We start from the raw sequence: 20,661 nt of genomic DNA, 5'->3' as shown, positions 1-20,661 counted from the left end.
CTACATCTTTAAAACAAAAAAACCCCACCAGAACATTCTATTTCTGGTGGGATTCTTGGTGGGGAACCAATCAATTTTGATTAATTTTTAACCTTTTATAATAACTGAAAATGCTGTTAAATCAACCATTTCACTTCAAATCATGTTTATAAATCATTCCCACTCAACAGTTGCAGGTGGTTTACTTGTAATGTCGTAGACGATACGGTTAACGTGATCCACTTCGTTTACGATACGTACAGAAATTTTTTGAAGGACTTCCCAAGGAATCTTGGCAAAGTCTGCTGTCATACCATCGATAGAAGTGATTGCACGAATGGCGATGGTGTAGTCATAAGTACGACCATCACCCATAACACCGACTGAACGAACGCCTGTGTTGACAGTGAAGTATTGCCAGATATCGCGGTCAAGACCAGCTTTAGCGATTTCTTCACGAAGGATAGCATCTGACTCACGAACAGTTTCTAGTTTTTCTTCAGTGATTTCACCCATGACACGGATAGCAAGTCCTGGTCCCGGGAATGGTTGGCGCCATACGATGTGGTCCGGCATACCAAGTTCTGTACCAAGGGCACGGACTTCGTCTTTATAAAGAGTGTTCAATGGCTCAATCAATTCAAACTGCATGTCTTCTGGAAGACCACCAACGTTGTGGTGTGACTTGATGGTTTGGGCTGTATCTGTACCAGACTCAATCACGTCAGTGTAAAGCGTTCCCTGAGCAAGGAATTTTACATCTTTTAGCTTGCTTGCTTCGTCATCAAAGACATAAACAAATTCGTTACCAATGATTTTCCGTTTTTGCTCAGGATCAGAAACGCCAGCAAGTTTATCAAGGAAGCGTTTTGAAGCATCGGCTTTGACAATATTCAAACCAAACTTACCACCAAGCATGTCCATAACTTGGTCAGCTTCTCCCTTACGGAGAAGACCGTGATCTACAAAGATACAGATTAATTGATCACCGATTGCTTTTTGAAGAAGAACCCCAACAACAGAAGAGTCAACACCACCTGATAGACCTAGAAGAACACGCTTGTCACCTACAGTTTCACGGATTTTCTTGATCTGCATGTCGATGAAGTTGTCCATTGACCAGTCGCCTTTAGCCTTACAGATGTTAAGGGCAAAGTTGCGAAGGATATCATTTCCGTATACAGAATGGCGCACTTCTGGGTGGAATTGGATACCGTAAATGTGCTTTTCTGGGTTTTCAATAGCTGCATAAGGACAGTCAGCAGAAGTGCCAGTACGAACAAAATCAGCTGGAATCTCTGTAACAGCATCGCCATGGCTCATCAAAACAATCTGTTCTTCAGGAGTCCCTTCAAAGAGGGCAGAAGTAGTATGAGTAAGTGGTGATTGGCCATACTCTCGGTTACCAGCATCACCTGCAGGAACAACTTTTCCTCCAAGTTTATGAGTTAAAAGTTGCATACCATAGCAGATTCCCAAAATTGGAATGCCAAGTTCAAAAATTTCTGGGTCAATATCAAATGAACCATCTTCGTATACAGAGTTTGGTCCACCAGAGAGGATGATCCCTACAGGGTTAATCGCACGAACCTCTGCAGCTGAGATTTTGTGACTTTTTAGCTCAGAAAAAACACCAATTTCACGAATACGGCGTGAAATCAGCTGGTTGTATTGGCTACCATAGTCCAGCACGATGATTTTTTCGACATCTTGCAAATCAGTTGAAATGTTGCTCATCTTTTTCCTTTCTCAAAAGAAATATCTTTTTCAATATTCTATCACAAATAGGGGCGAATTACCAACTAAACAAGGCAAAGTTTGACTTTTTCTAATTAAATACGGTACAATAGAGAAAATAAAGAAAAGAAGTGAAAAGCATGTTACCAGCTTATATGAAAATCCACGATCAGATCAAGAAGGATATAGATGAGCATCATTGGAAAATCGGAGAGAGACTTCCAAGTGAGCGAGATTTAGCGGAACAGTTTCAGGTTAGTCGGATGACCTTGCGACAAGCTATCTCTCTCTTGGTTGAGGAAGGAGTTTTGGAGCGTCGTGTAGGAAGTGGGACTTTTGTCTCTAGCACTCGTGTCCAAGAAAAAATGAGAGGGACGACCAGTTTTACGGAGATTGTCAAATCTCAGGGCAAAGTTCCTTCCAGTCAGCTGATTTCTTACAGAAGAACCATTCCAAATGAGCAAGAGGTCGCAAAGCTAGGGATTACTCCGACAGAGAATATTATCCGCATGGAACGGGTACGTTACGCTGACCAAATTCCGCTAGTCTATGAAGTCGCATCCATTCCTGAGAATTTTATTAAGGATTTCAAAAAAGAAGAAATCACCAGTCACTTCTTTCAAACCTTGCAGCAGTATGGCTACCGGATTGGCAAATCCCAACAGACCATTTATGCGAAGTTGGCTAAGGAAAAAATTGCTCATTACCTAGAAATCGAAAAGGGGCATGCGATTCTAGCCTTGACTCAGGTCTCTTATCTTGAAGATGGGACGGCTTTTGAATATGTAAAGAGTCAATACGTGGGTGAACGTTTTGAATTTTATCTTGAAAACAACTAGTCTCAGCAGACTAGTTTTTAGTTTTTAAAAAAGATTAGAATTGTCAAAACAATCTGTCTAGGCTTGATTTTATCCATTATTTACTATAAAATGAGAAGGAAAACGTCAAACTTTTATATTGCAAATAGGAGAAAAAATGACAAAAACATTAAAACGTCCTGAGGTTTTATCGCCTGCAGGGACTTTAGAGAAGCTGAAAGTGGCTGTTCGGTATGGAGCTGATGCTGTTTTTATAGGTGGACAAGCTTATGGTCTTCGTAGCCGTGCAGGAAACTTCACCTTTGAACAGATGGAAGAAGGCGTGCAGTTCGCTGCCAAGTATGGTGCCAAGGTCTATGTAGCTGCCAACATGGTTATGCACGAAGGAAATGAAGCTGGGGCTGGTGAGTGGTTCCGTAAGTTGCGTGACATTGGGATTGCGGCAGTTATCGTGTCAGATCCGGCCTTGATTATGATTGCAGCAACAGAAGCACCAGGTCTTGAAATCCACCTCTCTACCCAAGCCAGTGCGACGAACTATGAAACGCTTGAATTTTGGAAAGAACTGGGCTTGACTCGTGTCGTTTTGGCGCGTGAGGTTTCAATGGAAGAATTGGCAGAGATTCGCAAACGCACTGATGTAGAAATTGAAGCCTTTGTTCACGGAGCTATGTGTATTTCCTACTCAGGTCGCTGTACGCTATCAAACCACATGAGTATGCGTGATGCCAACCGTGGTGGTTGTTCGCAGTCTTGCCGTTGGAAATACGACCTTTACGACATGCCTTTTGGTCAAGAACGCAAGAGTCTTAAAGGTGAAATTCCTGAAGAATTTTCGATGTCAGCCGTTGACATGTCCATGATTGATCATATTCCAGATATGATTGAAAATGATGTGGATAGTCTAAAAATTGAAGGTCGTATGAAGTCAATCCACTATGTTTCAACTGTGACCAACTGTTACAAGGCGGCTGTGGATGCTTACCTTGAAAGCCCAGAAAAATTTGAAGCTATTAAACAAGACCTGGTAGATGAGATGTGGAAGGTTGCCCAACGTGAATTGGCAACAGGTTTCTACTATAGCACACCTACAGAAAATGAACAGTTGTTTGGTGCACGTCGTAAAATCCCTGAATACAAGTTTGTCGCTGAGGTGGTTTCTTATGATGATGCAACCCAGACAGCAACCATTCGTCAACGGAATGTTATCAATGAAGGAGATCAAGTTGAGTTTTATGGACCTGGTTTCCGTCATTTTGAAACCTATATCGAAAATCTTCACGATTCTAAAGGCAATAAAATCGACCGTGCTCCAAATCCAATGGAACTCTTGACCATTAAGGTTCCTCAACCTGTGCAAGCTGGGGATATGGTTCGAGCTCTCAAAGAAGGTCTTATCAATCTCTATAAGGAAGACGGGACAAGTGTCACAGTTCGTGCCTAGATAAGGAAAAGTGAATGATTCAAGTGCAAGGATTGTTGGTAGATAATGAAAGCAGATGTGTTCACTATCATGGTGAAAAGGATATTATTTCCCTCCAGTGCTATGAGTGTAAAAAATACTATGCTTGCTATCAGTGCCACAATGCTATAGAAACGCATTTGTTTTCACCTTACCCCTTGACGCTTGCGGAGGATCGACCGATTTTATGTGGGGCTTGTATGAGGACAATAACATTTCAAGAATATCAAAAACAAATAGCCTGCCCTTATTGCAAATCTCCATTTAATCCAGGGTGTAAACAACACTATTCCTACTATTTCAAATAAAATGAATCTATCCAAGTTCTAAACTTGGATTTTTCAATTTATTTCGGAAAATATAGAAAAAGTGGAAACACATTTCATCATAAAATGAGAAACTTATCTATACAGTGGTATAAAAATAGCAAAAATAGAAATAAATCATCTGAAACGCTTCCAACGTAAGTAAAAAGTTGACAAAAACAAATTTTAGGACTAAACTAAGTAAGTAAATTTTAAATAAAAGGAGAATTCATCATGAATTTAACATTTTTCGGTCTATGTCTTGCCTGTATGGGTGTATCTCTTGCAGAAGGATTTTTGATGAACGGTTTGTTCAAGTCTGCAGCACGCCAACCAGACATCATCCCACAATTGCGTAGTTTGATGATCATGGGGATTGCCTTTATCGAAGGAACATTCTTTGTAACTCTCGTATTTTCATTTATCATCAAATAAAGAGAAGTATAAAATGGAAAAGGGAGGATTCTAGATGGAAGAAAGTATCAATCCAACCATCAATATTGGTCCTGTTACCTTTGATTTAACCTTGACAGCATTGACTTTGTTGTCTGTGGCACTGATTTTTGGCTTTATCTATTGGGCAAGTCGTAATATGACTGTGAAACCCAAAGGAAAGCAAAATGTACTAGAGTATCTCTATGACTTTGTAGTCGGATTTACAGAACCCAACGTAGGTTCTCGGTACATGAAAGATTACTCACTCTTTTACTTGTGTTTATTTCTTTTTATGGTTATCGCAAACAATCTTGGTTTGATGGCGAAACTTCAAACTACAGATGGGACAAACCTTTGGACATCGCCAACTGCAAATCTCCAGTTTGACTTGGCTTTGTCATTTGGAATTATCCTGATGACCCATATAGAAGGAATTCGTCGCCGTGGTGTTAAAAAGTATCTGAAAGGCTTTGTTACCCCAGGTTTTATGACACCGATGAATCTCCTTGAAGAAGTCACGAATTTCCTATCACTTGCTTTGCGGGTGTTTGGGAATATCTTTGCCGGAGAAGTGATGGCAAGCTTGCTTATTACTCTTTCTCATCAGGCTCTTTATTGGTATCCAGTCGCATTTGTTACCAATCTTGTCTGGACGGCATTCTCTGTGTTTATTTCCTGTGTTCAGGCCTATGTATTCACAGTCTTGTCTTCAATGTATCTAGGAAATAAAATTAATGATGAAGAGTAGAAAGGAGTAAATGATGCACGTAACAGTAGGTGAATTGATTGGTAACTTTATTTTAATCGCTGGCTCTTTTATCCTTTTGGTCGTCCTAGTCAAAAAATACGCATGGTCAAACTTGACGAGTATCTTTGAAGAACGAGCTGAAAAGATTGCTGCTGATATTGATGGCGCTGAACAAGCTCGTCAAAAAGCAGAGACTCTTGCTCAAAAGCGCGAAGATGAATTGGCAGGTAGTCGTAGTGAAGCTAAAACTATCATTGAAAATGCTAAAGAGACAGCTGAAAAGAGTAAATCAGATATTTTGGCTGAAGCTAAGCTAGAAGCTGGTCGCTTGAAAGAAAAAGCTAACCAAGAAATTGCGCAAAACAAAGCTGAGGCTTTACAAAGTGTTAAGGGCGAGGTGGCAGATTTGACAGTTAGTCTAGCTGGGAAAATCATCTCACAAAACCTTGACAGTCATGCCCATAAGGAACTCATTGATCAGTATATCGATCAGCTAGGAGAAGCCTAATGGACAAGAAAACAGCAAAGGTCATTGAAAAGTACAGCATGCCTTTTGTCCAATTAGTGATTGAAAAAGGAGAAGAGGACCGGATTTTTTCAGACTTGGATCAAATCAAGCAAGTCGCAGAAGAAACGGGCTTACCTTCTTTTTTAGCTCAGGTGGCAGTCGATGAGTCAGATAAGGAAAAAACAGTTGGTTTCTTTCAAGACTCTGTCTCACCTTTAATGCAAAACTTTATTCAAGTTCTGGTTTACAATCACAGAGCAAATCTTTTTTATGAAGTAATTGCAGATTGTTTGAATCGCCTTGAAAAAGAGACCAATCGTTTTGTAGTAACTATTTCTTCAGCCCATCCTTTAACAGATGAACAGAAGGAACGTCTGCTCCCATTGATAGAGAAAAAAATGTCTCTGAAAGTGCGGAGCGTCAAAGAACAAATTGATGAAGGACTCATTGGTGGTTTTGTCATTTTTGCTAATCACAAGACAATTGATGTGAGTATTAAACAACAACTTCGAGTTGTTAAAGAAAATTTGAAATAGAAAGTGGTGTTCTTTTGGCAATTAACGCACAAGAAATCAGCGCTTTAATTAAGCAACAAATTGAAAATTTCAAACCCAATTTTGATCTATCTGAAACAGGTGTTGTAACCTATATCGGGGACGGAATTGCGCGTGCTCACGGCCTTGAAAATGCCATGAGTGGAGAGCTGTTGATTTTTGAAAACGGCTCTTATGGAATGGCGCAAAACTTGGAGTCAACAGACGTTGGGATTATCATCCTAGGTGACTTTACAGATATTCGTGAAGGCGATACAATTCGTCGTACAGGTAAAATCATGGAAGTTCCTGTTGGTGAGAGCCTTATTGGACGTGTTGTGGATCCACTTGGTCGTCCAGTTGACGGTCTTGGAGAAATCCATACTGATAAGTCTCGTCCAGTAGAAGCGTCGGCTCCTGGTGTTATGCAACGTAAGTCTGTATCAGAACCATTGCAAACAGGTTTGAAAGCTATTGATGCCCTTGTTCCGATTGGTCGTGGTCAACGTGAGTTGATTATCGGTGACCGTCAGACAGGGAAAACAACCATCGCTATTGATGCTATTTTGAACCAAAAAGGTCAAGATATGATCTGTATCTATGTAGCGATTGGACAAAAAGAGTCAACTGTTCGTACGCAAGTTGAAACACTTCGTCAGTACGGTGCCTTGGACTACACAATCGTTGTGACAGCTTCTGCTTCACAACCTTCTCCATTGCTCTTCCTAGCTCCTTATGCTGGGGTTGCCATGGCAGAAGAGTTTATGTACCAAGGGAAGCATGTTTTGATCGTTTATGATGATCTTTCAAAACAAGCGGTCGCTTATCGTGAACTCTCCCTCTTGCTTCGTCGTCCACCAGGTCGTGAAGCCTTCCCTGGGGATGTTTTCTACCTTCATAGCCGTTTGCTTGAGCGTTCAGCTAAGGTTTCTGATGAACTTGGTGGTGGTTCAATCACAGCTCTACCATTTATCGAGACACAAGCAGGAGATATCTCTGCTTATATCGCAACCAACGTGATTTCAATCACAGATGGTCAAATCTTCCTTGGCGATGGTCTCTTCAATGCGGGTATTCGTCCAGCTATTGATGCGGGTTCATCTGTATCTCGTGTAGGTGGTTCTGCACAAATCAAAGCTATGAAGAAGGTTGCTGGTACACTTCGTATCGACCTTGCTTCATATCGTGAGTTGGAAGCCTTCACTAAGTTTGGTTCTGATTTGGATGCGGCTACTCAAGCTAAGTTAAATCGTGGACGTCGTACCGTTGAAGTTCTGAAACAACCAGTTCATAAACCATTACCTGTTGAGAAACAAGTAACCATTCTTTATGCTTTGACACATGGTTTCTTGGATACGATTCCTGTAGATGACATTGTTCGTTTTGAGGAAGAGTTTCATGATTTCTTTGATGCACAACATCCAGAGATTTTGGAAACTATTCGTGAAACAAAAGACTTGCCAGAAGAAGCAGTCTTGGATGCTGCGATTACAGAGTTTCTCAATCAATCCAGCTTCCAATAAGAATAGAGGTGTCAAATGGCAGTATCTCTAAATGATATTAAAACAAAAATCGCCTCAACAAAAAATACTAGTCAAATCACCAATGCCATGCAAATGGTATCGGCTGCCAAGTTAGGTCGCTCTGAAGAAGCAGCACGCAACTTTCAAGTTTATGCTCAGAAGGTTCGTAAGCTTTTGACGGATATTCTGCATGGTAACGGATCTGGTGGTTCTACCAATCCGATGCTCATTAGTCGCCCAGTTAAGAAAACAGGCTATATCGTTATTACTTCAGACCGTGGCTTGGTTGGAGGTTATAATGCTTCCATCCTTAAAGCTGTGATGGAGCTGAAAGAAGAATACCATCCAGATGGTACAGGTTTTGAGATAATCTGTATTGGTGGTATGGGAGCTGATTTCTTTAAGGCTCGTGGCATTCAACCAATCTATGAACTACGTGGCTTGGCTGACCAACCAAGTTTTGATGAAGTTCGTAAAATTATTTCAAAAACGATTGAAATGTATCAAAATGAACTTTTTGATGAATTATACGTCTGCTACAATCATCATGTCAATACTCTCACAAGTCAAATGCGTGTGGAACAAATGCTGCCGATTGTTGACTTAGATCCAAATGAAGCGGATGAAGAGTATAGCTTGACCTTTGAGTTGGAAACGAGTCGTGATGAGATTCTAGAGCAGTTGTTACCTCAGTTTGCAGAAAGTATGATATACGGGGCTATCATCGATGCCAAGACAGCTGAGAATGCTGCAGGTATGACAGCCATGCAAACGGCGACTGATAATGCCAAGAAAGTCATCAATGATTTGACAATCCAGTATAACCGTGCCAGACAGGCGGCGATTACACAAGAAATTACAGAAATTGTAGCGGGGGCTAGTGCCTTAGAATAAGGCTTTGCCTCCCTCATATCAAAATGAACTTAGGCCCTAGGTGAACTAGGAACCGACAGTATCTTATATAGAATAGGAGAAGGAGATGAGTTCAGGTAAAATTGCTCAGGTTATTGGACCCGTTGTCGACGTCTTGTTCGCAGCAGGGGAAACACTTCCTGAGATTAATAATGCACTTGTCGTCTACAAAAATGACGAAAGAAAAACAAAAATCGTCCTTGAAGTAGCCTTGGAGTTGGGTGATGGTATGGTTCGTACGATCGCCATGGAATCAACAGATGGTTTGACTCGTGGAATGGAAGTTTTGGACACAGGCCGTCCAATCTCTGTGCCAGTAGGTAAAGAAACTTTGGGACGTGTCTTCAATGTTTTGGGAGATACCATTGACTTGGATGCTCCTTTCGCTGAAGACGCTGAGCGTCAGCCAATTCATAAGAAAGCTCCAACTTTTGATGAATTGTCTACCTCATCTGAAATCTTGGAAACAGGGATCAAGGTTATCGACCTTCTTGCCCCTTACCTAAAAGGTGGTAAAGTTGGACTCTTCGGTGGTGCCGGAGTTGGTAAAACTGTCCTGATTCAAGAATTGATTCACAATATTGCCCAAGAACACGGTGGTATTTCCGTATTTACCGGTGTTGGGGAACGTACTCGTGAGGGGAACGACCTTTACTGGGAAATGAAAGAATCAGGCGTTATCGAGAAAACAGCCATGGTATTTGGTCAGATGAATGAACCACCTGGAGCACGTATGCGTGTTGCCCTTACTGGTTTGACAATTGCTGAATACTTCCGTGATGTAGAAGGCCAAGATGTGCTTCTCTTTATCGATAATATCTTCCGTTTTACTCAAGCTGGTTCAGAAGTATCTGCCCTTTTGGGTCGGATGCCTTCAGCCGTTGGTTACCAACCAACCCTTGCTACGGAAATGGGTCAATTGCAAGAGCGTATCACTTCAACTAAGAAGGGTTCTGTAACTTCTATCCAGGCTATCTATGTGCCAGCGGATGACTATACTGACCCTGCGCCAGCAACGGCCTTCGCTCACTTGGATTCAACAACTAACTTGGAACGTAAGTTGGTACAGTTGGGGATTTACCCAGCCGTTGACCCACTTGCTTCAAGCTCTCGTGCCTTGGCACCTGAGATTGTTGGTGAGGAGCACTATGCAGTTGCTGCTGAAGTCAAACGTGTCCTTCAACGTTACCATGAATTGCAAGATATCATTGCTATCCTTGGTATGGATGAACTCTCTGATGAAGAAAAGACCTTGGTTGCCCGTGCCCGTCGTATCCAGTTCTTCTTGTCTCAAAACTTCAACGTTGCCGAACAATTTACTGGTCAACCTGGTTCTTATGTACCAGTAGCGGAAACAGTTCGCGGCTTTAAGGAAATCCTTGAAGGAAAACATGACCATCTACCGGAAGATGCCTTCCGTGGTGTCGGTTCAATCGAAGACGTCATTGCTAAGGCTGAGAAAATGGGATTTTAAGAGGTGATCTATGGCTCATTTAACTGTCCAGATCGTGACACCAGATGGCCTCGTCTATGATCACCATGCCAGCTTTGTATCGGTACGAACTCTGGATGGTGAGATGGGGATCTTGCCACGACATGAAAATATGATTGCGGTTTTAGCGGTTGATGAAGTAAAGGTAAAACGAATCGATGACGATACTCATGTGAACTGGATTGCAGTGAACGGAGGAATTATCGAGATTGCCAATGACATCATTACTATTGTAGCAGACTCAGCAGAACGTGCTCGTGATATCGATATTAGCCGTGCCCAACGTGCTAAACTTCGTGCTGAACGTGAGATTGAAGAAGCACAAGATAAACACTTGATTGACCAAGAACGGCGAGCTAAGGTTGCTTTGCAACGTGCCATTAACCGTATCAATGTCGGAAATAAATTATAAAATAAAAATGAACTTGCTTAGGTGTATTATCACCCAGCAGTCGGATTTTATATTTATAAATGAGTAGTTATCAGCTACTCATTTTCTTTGTTTACATTTCCAATAAAGTTGTAATGAATATCAATTTTAATAATTCGGTTACGTTTCGTGCCTTCTGGTTTATGAATCACAATTTTATCAATCAAAACATTCAAAATCTCGGTCGTCAGTTTATCGATATGCGTGAATTTCCGAATCCGCTTAATAAATTGCTCAATATTCTGGCTATCGGCTTCATTTTTGCTCAATTCGGATTTTAAGTTACTTAAAACTTGATCTAGTTCGTTTTGTTCTGCTTCATAATTTTGCGTCATTTTCATAAAGCGTTCATCAGATACTTTGCCCAAAACATTGTCTTCATAGAGTTTTTGGATGAGCTGGTCAATTTCTTCACAGCGTTTTTCCTTTTCCAAAACGACTTTTCGTTGTTGGGCAGTTTTTCGGCTGGATTCTATTTCGAATCTCTTTTGAAGTGAGTTAAAAAATCCTGTTTCATCTATTTGAATCTCCTCAATCAAGTCATTTAACTCTCGAAGAACTAAAGCTTCCAGTTCAACTTTTCGAATATAATGGGGATTTTCACAGCGGTCGAAGGTTTTGGCATATTTCGAACACTTGTAATGGTCTAAGTTTCGTCCATTTTTATCGTGAGCACAGAAGTAATGCTTCGAACCACAAGTGCCGCAAAATACCAATCCTGCAAAGAAATTTTCGTGCCCTTTTTCAAAGCGTGGCTTGGATAAAATGCGTTTGTGTTGTCGCATTTTTTGCACAATATCGAAGGTTACTTGGTCGATAATCGCTTCGTGGGTGTTTTCAAAGATAAGCCAGTTTTCTTTGGGATTGTAAATTTTCCTTTTATCTTTAAAAGAAATCTTAGAAGTGCGGTGATTTACGGTGTGCCCCAGATATTCGGGGCGTTGTAGGATTTTTTCAATAGTTGCAACTTGCCACGCATAGCGACTATAGCTAATGACATTAGTTTTATCTCCTACACTTAATCTGCGATAAGATGGTGTCTCAACCTTGTCGTGTTCTAAACCTCGAGCAATTTGTTTTAAAGATTTACCCAATTTAACCTCTTCGAAAATTCGCTTTACAATTTCTGCACCAACTGGGTCAATCAGCCACTCTTTTGGATTGTCGGGATTTTTTCGATAACCGTATATTGCCACAGTGGTTAATCGTTCTCCAGCCTGTGCCTTGGCTTTTTGTACGGCACGAATCTTCTTAGAAGTATCTCTCGCAAACCATTCATTAAACAGGTTGCGAAGAGGGAGTAGGTTGGCGTCATTATCGCTTTGCTTTAGGCTGTCGTAGCTATCATTTACCGCAATACACCGAACATTGTTTTCAGGAAAAGTCATCTCTAACAACTGTCCAGAAAACAGATAGTTTCGAGCAATCCGAGATAAATCCTTGGCGACAAAATTGCGAACTTTACCAGATTCAACTAGCTCCAGAGCCTTTTGGATGGCTGGACGGTTGAGAGTCACTCCACTAATTCCATCATCAATGAAGTAAATAGGGTTCGGCAGGTGTTCTGCTTCGGCGGTATTTTTCAAAACCATTTTTTGGTTAATAATTGAGTTGCTATCTCCGAGATTACCATCATCTTGGCTAAGCCTGCAATACAAAACGCTAATGTCGGTTAAGCCCTCAAACTTCACCTCCGTCCAATCTGGAATCTGCCTTATTAATGTGCTGTTTGTCATCGTGTCTCCTTTCAATACACTCTAACCCATGGACAGGATACCTCGAAAGGGCGAAGAAGTCCAGTGTTTGGGGGTTATTTTTCCTGCAAAATCAGCTTTTCTAGCAGCTCTTTCAAACTTTTCGAACCGCCAAACTTTCGGCTAATCATAAATGTTACTCGCCCAATTTTGGTAATTCGTTCTTTTTTGCTACTCATCTGTTCGTCCTCCAATCCATTCACTAAATTCCTCCAATGTCAACACTTGAAACATTGGCTGAAAATTATTCAGCTTGCTTTCTATTTTCTTCGAAATCGCCTCTTTGCGTTTGTCGTGTGGCACAATCCACAGCACCAGTGGAAACACACCGTCTTGCTCTCGCTGCTCGATGCCTGTTTGGTAGTAAGCGATGTACTTTTTACACTGGTTAACCACGCGGTTCAGGCTTTCGGTCGCCATATCGATTTCGCAAAAATAACTGTCCTCGTATTCGCCCAAAACCAGCTGGGCAAAAGCATCAGGTTTCATAAAAATCTTCTTGCCCGAAAAGGTGGCGTAGGTGCGGTGGCAGGTGGGTTCAAAATTGAACCGTTCCAGCTGGATTTTGCCAGCTTCTTCCAACAATTTCAGAAAAACATACGCTTGTGTCACCGCCAGCGTGTGTTCCAAGTGGTGGGCGGTGGGTTCATACTTATTTTTAAAGCGTTGTGGATGATGTAATGCTTTTAACCCTTTTATCGTGATGTACCAAACGAAACTGCCTGAACCTGCTCGCACACCACCGATTCGCCGTTCGAGGTGATTGATGAGTTGGCGATTTTTGATATGGTTTAAAAGCAAGTTAGCTCTTCGGAAAGCAGTTCGCGAATGCTGGCTATCCTGAAAATAGAGGGCGACAATCTGCTTGGTGGTCGCATAACGGCACTGGGCGAGTAGGGTTAAAATCTTTCGTTCTTTTTCCATTAGTTCAATTTTCTCCATTTTGTCCTCCTCGCTTTTTCCGTCCTAAGTTTGCGGGCGGAATTTCATCTTTCTTGTTTTGCGGTGGGGTAATTATTTCAAAATCTCCTAAATCATCGCCATATCGTCCCAAACTTTCGATGTAAAGATCGTCAATTGATTGCTTAATCTTCGAAAGAGGTAAACTTTTGCCTGAAACCCACTTAAAATTATTGTAAAAAATGGGCATCTGAGCATAAAAGTGAAAAGGTGCAAGGCTCATAAAATCCTCAGCGACGAGGTCAAGGGCTTGAGCTGCTAGCTCTTTAGCTTCGTGGTGTTCCAGCGTGAAAATGATTTTACTGCGACAATTACTCAAAATACTGGTACGGAGAGTTGGTGGTAGTTGCGTTAGGTGCTGGCTGACAAGAATGTAGCCCACTTTCATCGAACGAGACACCGCGAGGGCATCCTCCAAATCCACAGGGAGCTTAAGGAATTGCCCCAGCTCATCAATGTAAATGGGCAGGAAAGGGCGATTTTCAGGGGAGAGACGGGCTTGGTGGAGGGTTAGCTGGTAGATGTAGTTGGTGATAAGCGACCCTATAAATTTAGCGTTTGTCACCCCAATCTGCCCTCGGTTAAGGTTCACCAGCACCACCTTTTTACTCGTGAATAGCTCAATCAAATTAAACTTTTTTGAAGTGGAGGCAAGCATGGCTCGCAGTTCTTTTCGCAATAATAGCTGACGAACTTTGTTCAGAACGGGCGAGATTAACACTTCACGGTTGGCGTCGCTTAGCTGGTTGTAGCCCTGCCAGAAATCCAAGAGAAAGGGGTCGGAAATCTGCGAAAGTATCTGATGGCGAAAGGCAAGGTTGGTTAAAAATTGAGGCAGTTGGGATAAATTAGAATTTTCAACTTGTGCCATCACGGTTAAGGCGTGGCTGAGCACATCAACCGTGCGAATACCCCAGTTGTCGCTGAAAAGTTCTTGGAAAAGATTAAGCAACATATCCGCCACCAGCTCAGGCGAGGTGTAGCGAGTGAGATTAAAAGGATTGAGTCCGATAATTTTGTTGCTGGAGCTGGGATCAATGATAACCAAATCAGCCTGCCGTTCTTTTGGAAAATGAGCCAAAACTTCTTGCACTAAGTCGCCTTTGGGATCGATTAACAGCGTGCTTCTGCCTGCCTGAATATCTGCCAAAATGAGTTGGGCGAGCAAGGTAGATTTTCCAACACCCGTTCCACCCAAAACCAAGAGGTGCTGGGTGGCATCTCGGGGTAAAATTTGGAGTGGTTCGTTTTTAAGGCTTTCACCGAATTTTCGAACAGGCACATCTGGCACTTTATAGCCCAAAGGCAGGCGGAGAATTTTGGGGTGAATATTGGCAACCCCAGACAGCTCGCCTTCGCCAATCGGGGCAAGCCAAAAACTGGCAAGTTCCTGCGAAGAAAGGGTGAGTGGAAAAGACCACGGAATTTGAACTTTATTCACTTTCTCGCTGGAAATTGGGTTGAGAAAAAGTTCGACACCGCTGGATTCTAACATTCGAAAGGCTCCTAAAACGGTATGGTATAGCTCATTCTTACGAAAATGGCTATCACCTCGCACGCCAATCCGTACATCTGCTTGAAACTGGGCGTGGCATAGCTTCTCCCGAATCAGCTTATCGGCGTCTTTGGAAAGCTTTGGGATATTCCCTGAAATCCACTGCCACCAAGTGGCGTTAAGATGCGACAAATCTCGAGCCAGCGGTTTTGGCGAACGAGACTTGCCTACCACAACCTGCACGCAGATTTCCTCTAATGGTTTGAGGTGATGGCATAGTGCTAAAAAGGAACGAGTGAAATTTTCAACGCCATCTGTTTTGAGGCTAAAATGGTTGCGTTTGATAGCTACACGCCACGCTTTTTCAGATGTTTTTCTCTCTTTAGGGCGAAGTTTCGAAAACTGAATGTCATTGGAAACCTGCAACATTTTATGTAAATAGGGCGTGTCTAGTGGGCTACTGAGAAGTAAATATCGCACCTCATTTTTCGTTAAACGAATCTCCAAAACGAAGGGCTGGCGTCTGGTGTAGCCTGAGAGTCGCACCATCAAATCCAGTATATCTTGAAATTCCACGGGGCGAGTGTAATCCATCTCGAACGCTTCAAAATTTGTTGGGCGTTTCATCGGTTCACCTCCAATCTCTTTTGTTTTTCCAATAGCGAAAGGAAAGCATTCCGCCACCAAGTAATACGGCAAGCAGGCTTAAGGGTAGGGCAATTTCGATTAGCCAGTGAACCGCCCGATTGACCAAATAAGCTAGCAGAATGAAAAGCAAGATATAGCCAACTATTTTTCGCACACTTCATCATCTGCCTTTCTGTAGTCAATGGGATTTTTAGAATATTGAGGAACGGGATAGTGAGAGATGATAATATCACTTTCAACTTCTTCTCCCCAGATTGCCCATTTTTTATTAGAAGATACAGGTCTCCGTGCAAATAGTTCCAGATAGTCTGGCTCAGAACAACGTTCAATAATGGCAAAGAGTTCTTCAGGCTTGTGGCTATGGTCTTGTTTTGGGAAGAATCCCCAATTCATTTGCCCCCTGAACTTAATTGGTGCTTTTCCGCGAGTGGCGAAAATGACATGCTCGGTGGAATTTCGTAGATAAGTTCCCAAACCCAGCGTTGGTTTAACCCAAGTAAAAATACTTTTAGGCTCAAAGCCCCACGCTCGAATGATGTCGTAGGAATCCTCGATGTAAGAGTTGGAAGTCCAAAACCAGAGGTGAGCGTTGTCGTCAGCAATGTCCTTGATGGGCATATTGCGGATATCCTCGTGGCTCATCAGGTTGTAATGCTTGCAGGCTCCGTAGTTTCCTGTTTGGTTTTTCATATAGGGAACATCAGCGAGGATGGTTTTGAATTTCTTTGGTTGTGTAGTATTTGTCATTATGTAATCCTTTCTGTTTTGTGACGCTCCGAGCATACCAGAAACTACTAGTAAAAGGGAGCATAAGCAGTTTATGGATTGGGAGCGATGTGAATGGGACTAAATCTGTTAAAGTGCTAAAATATTCCTGTTTTGTTTGATGATGTAAAAATTACTTCACTTTCGAAGTTCTTTGAGTAATTCCGCCTGAGCTGAGAGAAATGCCTCGTTGATGGCTTGCCTTTTTTCAAGAAATTGAGCTAGTTCAATTTCTTCTTTAGTGTAAACAGGAAGAAGATTTTTGTTTTTCTCTTTGACAGGTTGTTTTTTAGATTGAGAATCAAGATATACCAACAAGGCAATAACGCCAGCCACAAATCCAAGAGAAACGGCAAAAATTATGGGCAAGATAAGTTCATTCATAGGGAACCTCCTATCTTATCTGCTGAGAGGCGACCAAAGCAAAAGTCTTGATGATGAAATCTGTGCGTTCCTTAGCATGGGGAGTTTTTGCCAGAATATCTGCCTCGAGCTTCGAAAGGTCGCCTACTTTGTTAAGAATGTCTGCTGTCAGAAGCTGATTCTTTTGAAGTACCGCCATCTCCTTTGAAAGTGATTTGGCAACTTCAAGCTGAAATGGATTCGCCAGTTGTGGTGTAGTGTCAGTTTGGTTTTGAGTATTTGATGGGAACATAGTTTTTCTCCTTAATAGCCCCATAGAGGCAGGTTTATATTAGTGGGGCTTACATAACTTAATATAAACCTGTAGTCAATTATTTTCTAGACCTTTTATTTGTGAAATATATCGCAACAGCTGAGGTTAGAAGATACGGCAAAAAGATAAGTATTGTTAGCAAGAGATTTTTCCTCCTTAAAAGAGTATAATGAAAGTAAAAGGTTTATCAGAGGGGGAAGTCGACTTATTCCTTTGATGATTTTAGTATAATACTAATCGCATTCCTGAACTATCACCTAAAAACAACAAAAACAACAGAATGGAGACAAAATCATGTATCATCTATGCTTTGCGACATTTATGGATATGCTCATGTTAAATCAAAATCATAGAAGTTATATTGGTAGGACGACTTTCGTAAAAGAATTTTTGGTATGTTTTGAAGACAGTCTTGGAGACTATTCGAAAAATGTTATTGGTTATTTAATGAGCCGGAGTAGGAATCCGTCTAAAATATTAATGAAAAAATTAAAGGTTGGAAAAATGGAAAATTCAATAGATAATGTAAATTACTTTGCTAAGAAACGATTAGTTGAAGATAGCAGGGAAGTTAAAGCGAGTATAATCAGCTTAATAAATAATTCGGAAAATATTAGTTGTAAAGATAAGGATAAACTAATAGATATTATTACTAATGACATTACGTATAACTTTTTAAAAGAGGTGTTCTATTTCACTATAGAAAATACTGTTAATATTGATTTGAAAATTAAGACTCTCGAAGATTTGCAAAAAGCCATTATTAACACTGATAATAACGCTAAACTTGAAAAATTATGCTTGATAGCTTTTGATATGAAAAACGAAAGTGCCATGAATTTATGCTTTGAAAAGATGACAAATTCTGTTCATATCAGTAGAGTGATTGAGTATGCTGTTGAAAGTGGATTCCACAATGATGAAATTATGCAAGACTTTATCGATAAAATGATTTCTAAAATAAGTAATAATGTTTATTTAGATAGAATTTTTAAAATATATTTGTCTAAAGAAGAAATATCAAATGACGATAAGATTCAATTTATCGACAAGCATATTCGTCAAATTACTAATAATAAATATCTATTTGATATTTTGAAATTTTTATATGAGAATAATTTTAAAACACAGGCAATTGAGTATATGAGTAAATTAACTAATGATACTTATACTACTCGATTTCAAGAGTTTATAGGTTCTATTGACAAAATATAAATATTAGTGTATAATTAAACTGTAGAATTTAATATTTTCGCACTTTTCAGACTTTACTTCTGATTTGTAGCCCTTGCACTTGGTAGGAAATAAGTATACCTACCGAGCAAGCGGTGGGTAAAATTTGGAGGTAAAATATATGTTTCAAAATCGTGTTCCTGACAGAATTAAACAAATAATCTGGAACGATACCGCTGATGACCCATATTCAAAAGAGAGTGTGGCAAGAAGATTATTAATTCACTTTGATTACATGCCATTTATGTCTGATGGTCGAGAAATTGTTGAAAAAATTACAGGATATACTTTCAAACAACAGGTTAAGTTATCTGAAAAGAATGAAAAAACAATTGACAATGTAATGAGGTATATATCTAAAACAGATGGTTCGTCTAAACTTTTGTATGAAAGGGGCTCTGTTGAACAACGGGAACTCCAAGATACTATTGAGTATATCATGCAGGAAATTCTTGGGTTGACGAATGATCAATATTTGCTTTTAAAAGAAGGGTTGAAAGATAGCAACATTTGATTTTTTGAGACCTCTCTGAATGAGAGGTCTTTTCTAATCCCTCAATCCATAGTAAAATATCCCCCTGAATCAACATAACAGGAGGATTTTTTATGTCTCAAAATACCATCAACATTGGCTATGCCAGAGTTTCCACCCACAAGCAAGACTTAGGCTTAGAGGTGCAAATTGAGGCTCTCAAACACTGTGACCAGCTCTTTATCGAAAAAGAATCAGGCTCATATAATGCTCGCCCTGAACTTGAAAAGGCTCTAAACTTAGCTAAAAGTTTTTCGAAAAATGGCAAGCAAGTCACTTTCACTATCTATAAGCTTGACAGACTCACTCGCTCTATGTTCAAGCTATTAGAGATTATCGAACAGCTTAACAAACATCATATCCAGCTCGTTAGTTTGCACGAAAAGTTGGAAACTGACTCGCTTATTGGCAGGTTGCTTTGTATGATCTTAGGTTTTGTGGCAGAGAGCGAGCTAGAAAACTTACGGTTTCGTACCCGTGAAGGGCTTCGAAAAGCCAAGGAAAAAGGCATTCGGTTGGGTGCCAAGCGGATAGAAAAAGCAAAAGAAGAGCGCATCCTTGATCTTTATCTCTACACAAATACGAGCATACGGAATATTGCAAAAGCAGAACGAATCTCCACTTCAACCGTATATAAGGTGTTGGAACGAAACAAGGTGACGAATAATCGCAAAAAAGTTTTGCAAAATACTTGCCAAAAGCAGGACAAAATGGTAGAATGAGTGCGTAAATTTGTTTCGATTAACGACCATTTGGCGAAACATTCAAAATAACAATGTGAATATTTTAGAAAATGCGAATTTAACAAGGTTTTGAGTCTGTGTTAGATTGGCATTTTTTGTTTTTTTTAAGTGTATCGTTTAACGGTCGTTATCCGATACGCCTAAAGCCTTGTCTCGCAAGGGACTAGGAGATTTTATACAAACAAAAAGGAAAGCAAATGGAACTTAAAAAACTTACTAAGTTAGGCATTGGTGTTTTAATTTTGGCTTGCTTATGCAGCTGTTCGAATTCTACAGTAGCACAGAAGAATAGTGCTAATAACCCAGTTAGTTCAGATAATCATAATCAAAGCGAAACAGCCAATCTTCGAATCAAAACGTCTGATGACTTAAAGAAAGTGCTATCTGATAAAGATTTAGGCGAAATTATGTTGCAGTATGGAATCAGTAATGTGAAAATAGACCCTAAAATGTCCTGGGACTATGATGAACTCCAGAAGAGTGTTCCTATTCAATATCTATTCTTTGATAAAGATAATAATCAGGTGGGAGGAATGAGGTTAGAAGCTAATTTATATGACCATACAGGAATTGAGATTCACGGTGCATATGAACAAGGAGATTTTAAATTCCACATTCAGAATTCTGGACAAGCCCAAGAGTTATTAGAAAGTTATTTAAACTCAGATTATTACCAAAAAGCTGCTCTTCCAAATGAGGAAAGAGGTCGAGCTACTAACCAGATGGAAAGTTACGTTCCTTTTGTAGACTTAAGGATAGAAAATGGAGCTTTTATCTATGACCAGTATGATACTAAGGAACAAAGCACTTTTAGTAGTAAGATTTTTCTAAATGGAAGTCAAGTTTTATCTATGGATTTGTTATTCGAACCTAATGGTAGTCATTCTATGGAGGAAAGAAAAGTGTCTCCTGCTATTTTAGAAACAATATTAGCTAAAATGGCAGATAATATTCAAAAATAGGAGGATAGCGA

General features: G+C 40.4%; 23 protein-coding genes. 15 read left to right on the top strand and 8 right to left on the bottom strand.

The annotated features are described in order from the left end of the window. Nucleotides 1–153: 153 nt before the first annotated feature. The gene (gene guaA / locus B7725_RS06955) at nt 154–1,716 is read right to left on the bottom strand and encodes a glutamine-hydrolyzing GMP synthase (RefSeq protein ID WP_084875340.1); all 1,563 of its coding nucleotides are present in this window, start codon (nt 1,714–1,716) and stop codon (nt 154–156) included. Nucleotides 1,717–1,856: 140 nt separating this feature from the next. On the opposite strand from guaA, the gene B7725_RS06950 reads away from it, so the two are divergent. From B7725_RS06950 to B7725_RS06900, 11 genes are all read left to right on the top strand, one after another. Beyond that, nucleotides 1,857–2,555: a GntR family transcriptional regulator gene (locus B7725_RS06950; protein WP_084875338.1), complete on the top strand. Its 699-nt coding sequence runs from the start codon at nt 1,857–1,859 to the stop codon at nt 2,553–2,555. Between the two features lie 136 nt (nt 2,556–2,691). Next, entirely contained in the window at nt 2,692–3,978 is a 1,287-nt protein-coding gene (locus tag B7725_RS06945; RefSeq protein WP_084875336.1) for a peptidase U32 family protein, read from the top strand. Nucleotides 3,979–3,992: 14 nt separating this feature from the next. Next, entirely contained in the window at nt 3,993–4,304 is a 312-nt protein-coding gene (locus B7725_RS06940; protein ID WP_080566831.1) for a CHY zinc finger protein, read from the top strand. A 231-nt stretch (nt 4,305–4,535) separates the two neighbouring features. Further along, entirely contained in the window at nt 4,536–4,736 is a 201-nt protein-coding gene (locus B7725_RS06935; RefSeq protein WP_001054552.1) for a F0F1 ATP synthase subunit C, read from the top strand. Nucleotides 4,737–4,770: 34 nt separating this feature from the next. Beyond that, nucleotides 4,771–5,484: a F0F1 ATP synthase subunit A gene (gene atpB / locus B7725_RS06930; protein ID WP_000392856.1), complete on the top strand. Its 714-nt coding sequence runs from the start codon at nt 4,771–4,773 to the stop codon at nt 5,482–5,484. 13 nt (nt 5,485–5,497) lie between these two features. Then, nucleotides 5,498–5,992 carry a F0F1 ATP synthase subunit B gene (atpF, locus tag B7725_RS06925; protein WP_000558551.1) on the top strand — a complete coding sequence of 165 codons (495 nt, stop codon included), beginning with the start codon at nt 5,498–5,500 and terminating at the stop codon, nt 5,990–5,992. Then, nucleotides 5,992–6,528: a F0F1 ATP synthase subunit delta gene (locus tag B7725_RS06920; protein ID WP_033584142.1), complete on the top strand. Its 537-nt coding sequence runs from the start codon at nt 5,992–5,994 to the stop codon at nt 6,526–6,528. The genes atpF and B7725_RS06920 overlap by 1 nt, the downstream gene beginning before the upstream one ends. A 14-nt stretch (nt 6,529–6,542) precedes the next feature. Continuing rightward, the gene (gene atpA, locus B7725_RS06915) at nt 6,543–8,048 is read left to right on the top strand and encodes a F0F1 ATP synthase subunit alpha (RefSeq protein ID WP_084875334.1); all 1,506 of its coding nucleotides are present in this window, start codon (nt 6,543–6,545) and stop codon (nt 8,046–8,048) included. A gap of 15 nt (nt 8,049–8,063) precedes the next feature. Continuing rightward, a complete protein-coding gene (locus B7725_RS06910) occupies nt 8,064–8,942 on the top strand; it encodes a F0F1 ATP synthase subunit gamma (RefSeq protein WP_000301231.1) in 879 nt (292 codons plus the stop codon). A gap of 85 nt (nt 8,943–9,027) precedes the next feature. After that, nucleotides 9,028–10,434 carry a F0F1 ATP synthase subunit beta gene (atpD, locus tag B7725_RS06905; RefSeq protein WP_000094371.1) on the top strand — a complete coding sequence of 469 codons (1,407 nt, stop codon included), beginning with the start codon at nt 9,028–9,030 and terminating at the stop codon, nt 10,432–10,434. Nucleotides 10,435–10,444: 10 nt separating this feature from the next. After that, nucleotides 10,445–10,864: a F0F1 ATP synthase subunit epsilon gene (locus B7725_RS06900; RefSeq protein WP_000940837.1), complete on the top strand. Its 420-nt coding sequence runs from the start codon at nt 10,445–10,447 to the stop codon at nt 10,862–10,864. 74 nt (nt 10,865–10,938) lie between these two features. On the opposite strand, the gene B7725_RS06895 is transcribed toward B7725_RS06900, so the two are convergent. The 7 genes from B7725_RS06895 to B7725_RS06870 form a co-directional block, all read right to left on the bottom strand. Beyond that, on the bottom strand, nt 10,939–12,618 hold the full coding sequence (locus B7725_RS06895) for a recombinase family protein (protein WP_239823779.1): 1,680 nt from the start codon (nt 12,616–12,618) through the stop codon (nt 10,939–10,941). A gap of 74 nt (nt 12,619–12,692) precedes the next feature. Further along, nucleotides 12,693–12,815 (bottom strand): hypothetical protein, encoded by a 123-nt coding sequence (locus tag B7725_RS10215; protein ID WP_275655510.1) that lies wholly within the window; start codon nt 12,813–12,815, stop codon nt 12,693–12,695. Continuing rightward, nucleotides 12,808–13,578, bottom strand: coding sequence for a replication-relaxation family protein (locus tag B7725_RS06890; protein WP_084875330.1), 771 nt, complete (start codon nt 13,576–13,578; stop codon nt 12,808–12,810). Before B7725_RS06890 ends, B7725_RS10215 begins: the two co-directional genes overlap by 8 nt. Further along, complete coding sequence (locus tag B7725_RS06885) at nt 13,565–15,718, bottom strand: type IV secretory system conjugative DNA transfer family protein (protein ID WP_084875328.1); 2,154 nt, start codon at nt 15,716–15,718, stop codon at nt 13,565–13,567. Before B7725_RS06885 ends, B7725_RS06890 begins: the two co-directional genes overlap by 14 nt. Nucleotides 15,719–15,880: 162 nt before the next feature. Next, nucleotides 15,881–16,486 (bottom strand): MT-A70 family methyltransferase, encoded by a 606-nt coding sequence (locus B7725_RS06880; protein ID WP_084875327.1) that lies wholly within the window; start codon nt 16,484–16,486, stop codon nt 15,881–15,883. Between the two features lie 156 nt (nt 16,487–16,642). Further along, nucleotides 16,643–16,888, bottom strand: coding sequence for a hypothetical protein (locus B7725_RS06875; RefSeq protein ID WP_084875325.1), 246 nt, complete (start codon nt 16,886–16,888; stop codon nt 16,643–16,645). Between the two features lie 10 nt (nt 16,889–16,898). Further along, entirely contained in the window at nt 16,899–17,159 is a 261-nt protein-coding gene (locus tag B7725_RS06870; protein ID WP_084875324.1) for a hypothetical protein, read from the bottom strand. A 342-nt stretch (nt 17,160–17,501) separates the two neighbouring features. Here B7725_RS06870 and B7725_RS06865 point away from each other — a divergent pair, with 342 nt between their 5' ends. The 4 genes from B7725_RS06865 to B7725_RS06850 all read left to right on the top strand — a co-directional run bounded on the left by B7725_RS06865 (nt 17,502) and on the right by B7725_RS06850 (nt 20,650). Continuing rightward, a complete protein-coding gene (locus tag B7725_RS06865; protein ID WP_158085814.1) occupies nt 17,502–18,395 on the top strand; it encodes a hypothetical protein in 894 nt (297 codons plus the stop codon). A 139-nt stretch (nt 18,396–18,534) separates the two neighbouring features. Next, entirely contained in the window at nt 18,535–18,927 is a 393-nt protein-coding gene (locus B7725_RS06860) for a hypothetical protein (protein WP_084875321.1), read from the top strand. A gap of 92 nt (nt 18,928–19,019) precedes the next feature. Continuing rightward, nucleotides 19,020–19,667 carry a recombinase family protein gene (locus B7725_RS06855; RefSeq protein WP_084875319.1) on the top strand — a complete coding sequence of 216 codons (648 nt, stop codon included), beginning with the start codon at nt 19,020–19,022 and terminating at the stop codon, nt 19,665–19,667. A gap of 218 nt (nt 19,668–19,885) precedes the next feature. Further along, a complete protein-coding gene (locus B7725_RS06850; RefSeq protein ID WP_084875317.1) occupies nt 19,886–20,650 on the top strand; it encodes a hypothetical protein in 765 nt (254 codons plus the stop codon). Nucleotides 20,651–20,661 lie beyond the last annotated feature (11 nt).

The organism is Streptococcus oralis subsp. tigurinus, assembly GCF_002096275.1.
GTDB lineage: Bacteria > Bacillota > Bacilli > Lactobacillales > Streptococcaceae > Streptococcus > Streptococcus oralis_CN.
The sequence above is the reverse complement of the archived record's forward strand: the minus strand, read 5'-3'. Positions and strand labels throughout refer to the sequence as shown.

What these genes read in the sequence shown, in the direction of transcription:
- B7725_RS06875 (WP_084875325.1), bottom strand. Translation starts at nt 16,888, where the DNA reads ATGAATGAACTTATCTTGCCCATAATTTTTGCCGTTTCTCTTGGATTT.
- guaA (WP_084875340.1), bottom strand. Translation starts at nt 1,716, where the DNA reads ATGAGCAACATTTCAACTGATTTGCAAGATGTCGAAAAAATCATCGTG.
- B7725_RS06870 (WP_084875324.1), bottom strand. Translation starts at nt 17,159, where the DNA reads ATGTTCCCATCAAATACTCAAAACCAAACTGACACTACACCACAACTG.
- B7725_RS06855 (WP_084875319.1), top strand. Translation starts at nt 19,020, where the DNA reads ATGTCTCAAAATACCATCAACATTGGCTATGCCAGAGTTTCCACCCAC.
- atpB (WP_000392856.1), top strand. Translation starts at nt 4,771, where the DNA reads ATGGAAGAAAGTATCAATCCAACCATCAATATTGGTCCTGTTACCTTT.
- B7725_RS06895 (WP_239823779.1), bottom strand. Translation starts at nt 12,618, where the DNA reads ATGACAAACAGCACATTAATAAGGCAGATTCCAGATTGGACGGAGGTG.
- B7725_RS10215 (WP_275655510.1), bottom strand. Translation starts at nt 12,815, where the DNA reads ATGAGTAGCAAAAAAGAACGAATTACCAAAATTGGGCGAGTAACATTT.
- B7725_RS06940 (WP_080566831.1), top strand. Translation starts at nt 3,993, where the DNA reads ATGATTCAAGTGCAAGGATTGTTGGTAGATAATGAAAGCAGATGTGTT.
- B7725_RS06950 (WP_084875338.1), top strand. Translation starts at nt 1,857, where the DNA reads ATGTTACCAGCTTATATGAAAATCCACGATCAGATCAAGAAGGATATA.
- atpF (WP_000558551.1), top strand. Translation starts at nt 5,498, where the DNA reads ATGCACGTAACAGTAGGTGAATTGATTGGTAACTTTATTTTAATCGCT.
- B7725_RS06935 (WP_001054552.1), top strand. Translation starts at nt 4,536, where the DNA reads ATGAATTTAACATTTTTCGGTCTATGTCTTGCCTGTATGGGTGTATCT.
- B7725_RS06865 (WP_158085814.1), top strand. Translation starts at nt 17,502, where the DNA reads ATGGATATGCTCATGTTAAATCAAAATCATAGAAGTTATATTGGTAGG.
- B7725_RS06920 (WP_033584142.1), top strand. Translation starts at nt 5,992, where the DNA reads ATGGACAAGAAAACAGCAAAGGTCATTGAAAAGTACAGCATGCCTTTT.
- B7725_RS06910 (WP_000301231.1), top strand. Translation starts at nt 8,064, where the DNA reads ATGGCAGTATCTCTAAATGATATTAAAACAAAAATCGCCTCAACAAAA.
- B7725_RS06890 (WP_084875330.1), bottom strand. Translation starts at nt 13,578, where the DNA reads ATGGAGAAAATTGAACTAATGGAAAAAGAACGAAAGATTTTAACCCTA.
- B7725_RS06885 (WP_084875328.1), bottom strand. Translation starts at nt 15,718, where the DNA reads ATGAAACGCCCAACAAATTTTGAAGCGTTCGAGATGGATTACACTCGC.
- B7725_RS06945 (WP_084875336.1), top strand. Translation starts at nt 2,692, where the DNA reads ATGACAAAAACATTAAAACGTCCTGAGGTTTTATCGCCTGCAGGGACT.
- B7725_RS06900 (WP_000940837.1), top strand. Translation starts at nt 10,445, where the DNA reads ATGGCTCATTTAACTGTCCAGATCGTGACACCAGATGGCCTCGTCTAT.
- B7725_RS06880 (WP_084875327.1), bottom strand. Translation starts at nt 16,486, where the DNA reads ATGACAAATACTACACAACCAAAGAAATTCAAAACCATCCTCGCTGAT.
- atpD (WP_000094371.1), top strand. Translation starts at nt 9,028, where the DNA reads ATGAGTTCAGGTAAAATTGCTCAGGTTATTGGACCCGTTGTCGACGTC.
- B7725_RS06850 (WP_084875317.1), top strand. Translation starts at nt 19,886, where the DNA reads ATGGAACTTAAAAAACTTACTAAGTTAGGCATTGGTGTTTTAATTTTG.
- B7725_RS06860 (WP_084875321.1), top strand. Translation starts at nt 18,535, where the DNA reads ATGTTTCAAAATCGTGTTCCTGACAGAATTAAACAAATAATCTGGAAC.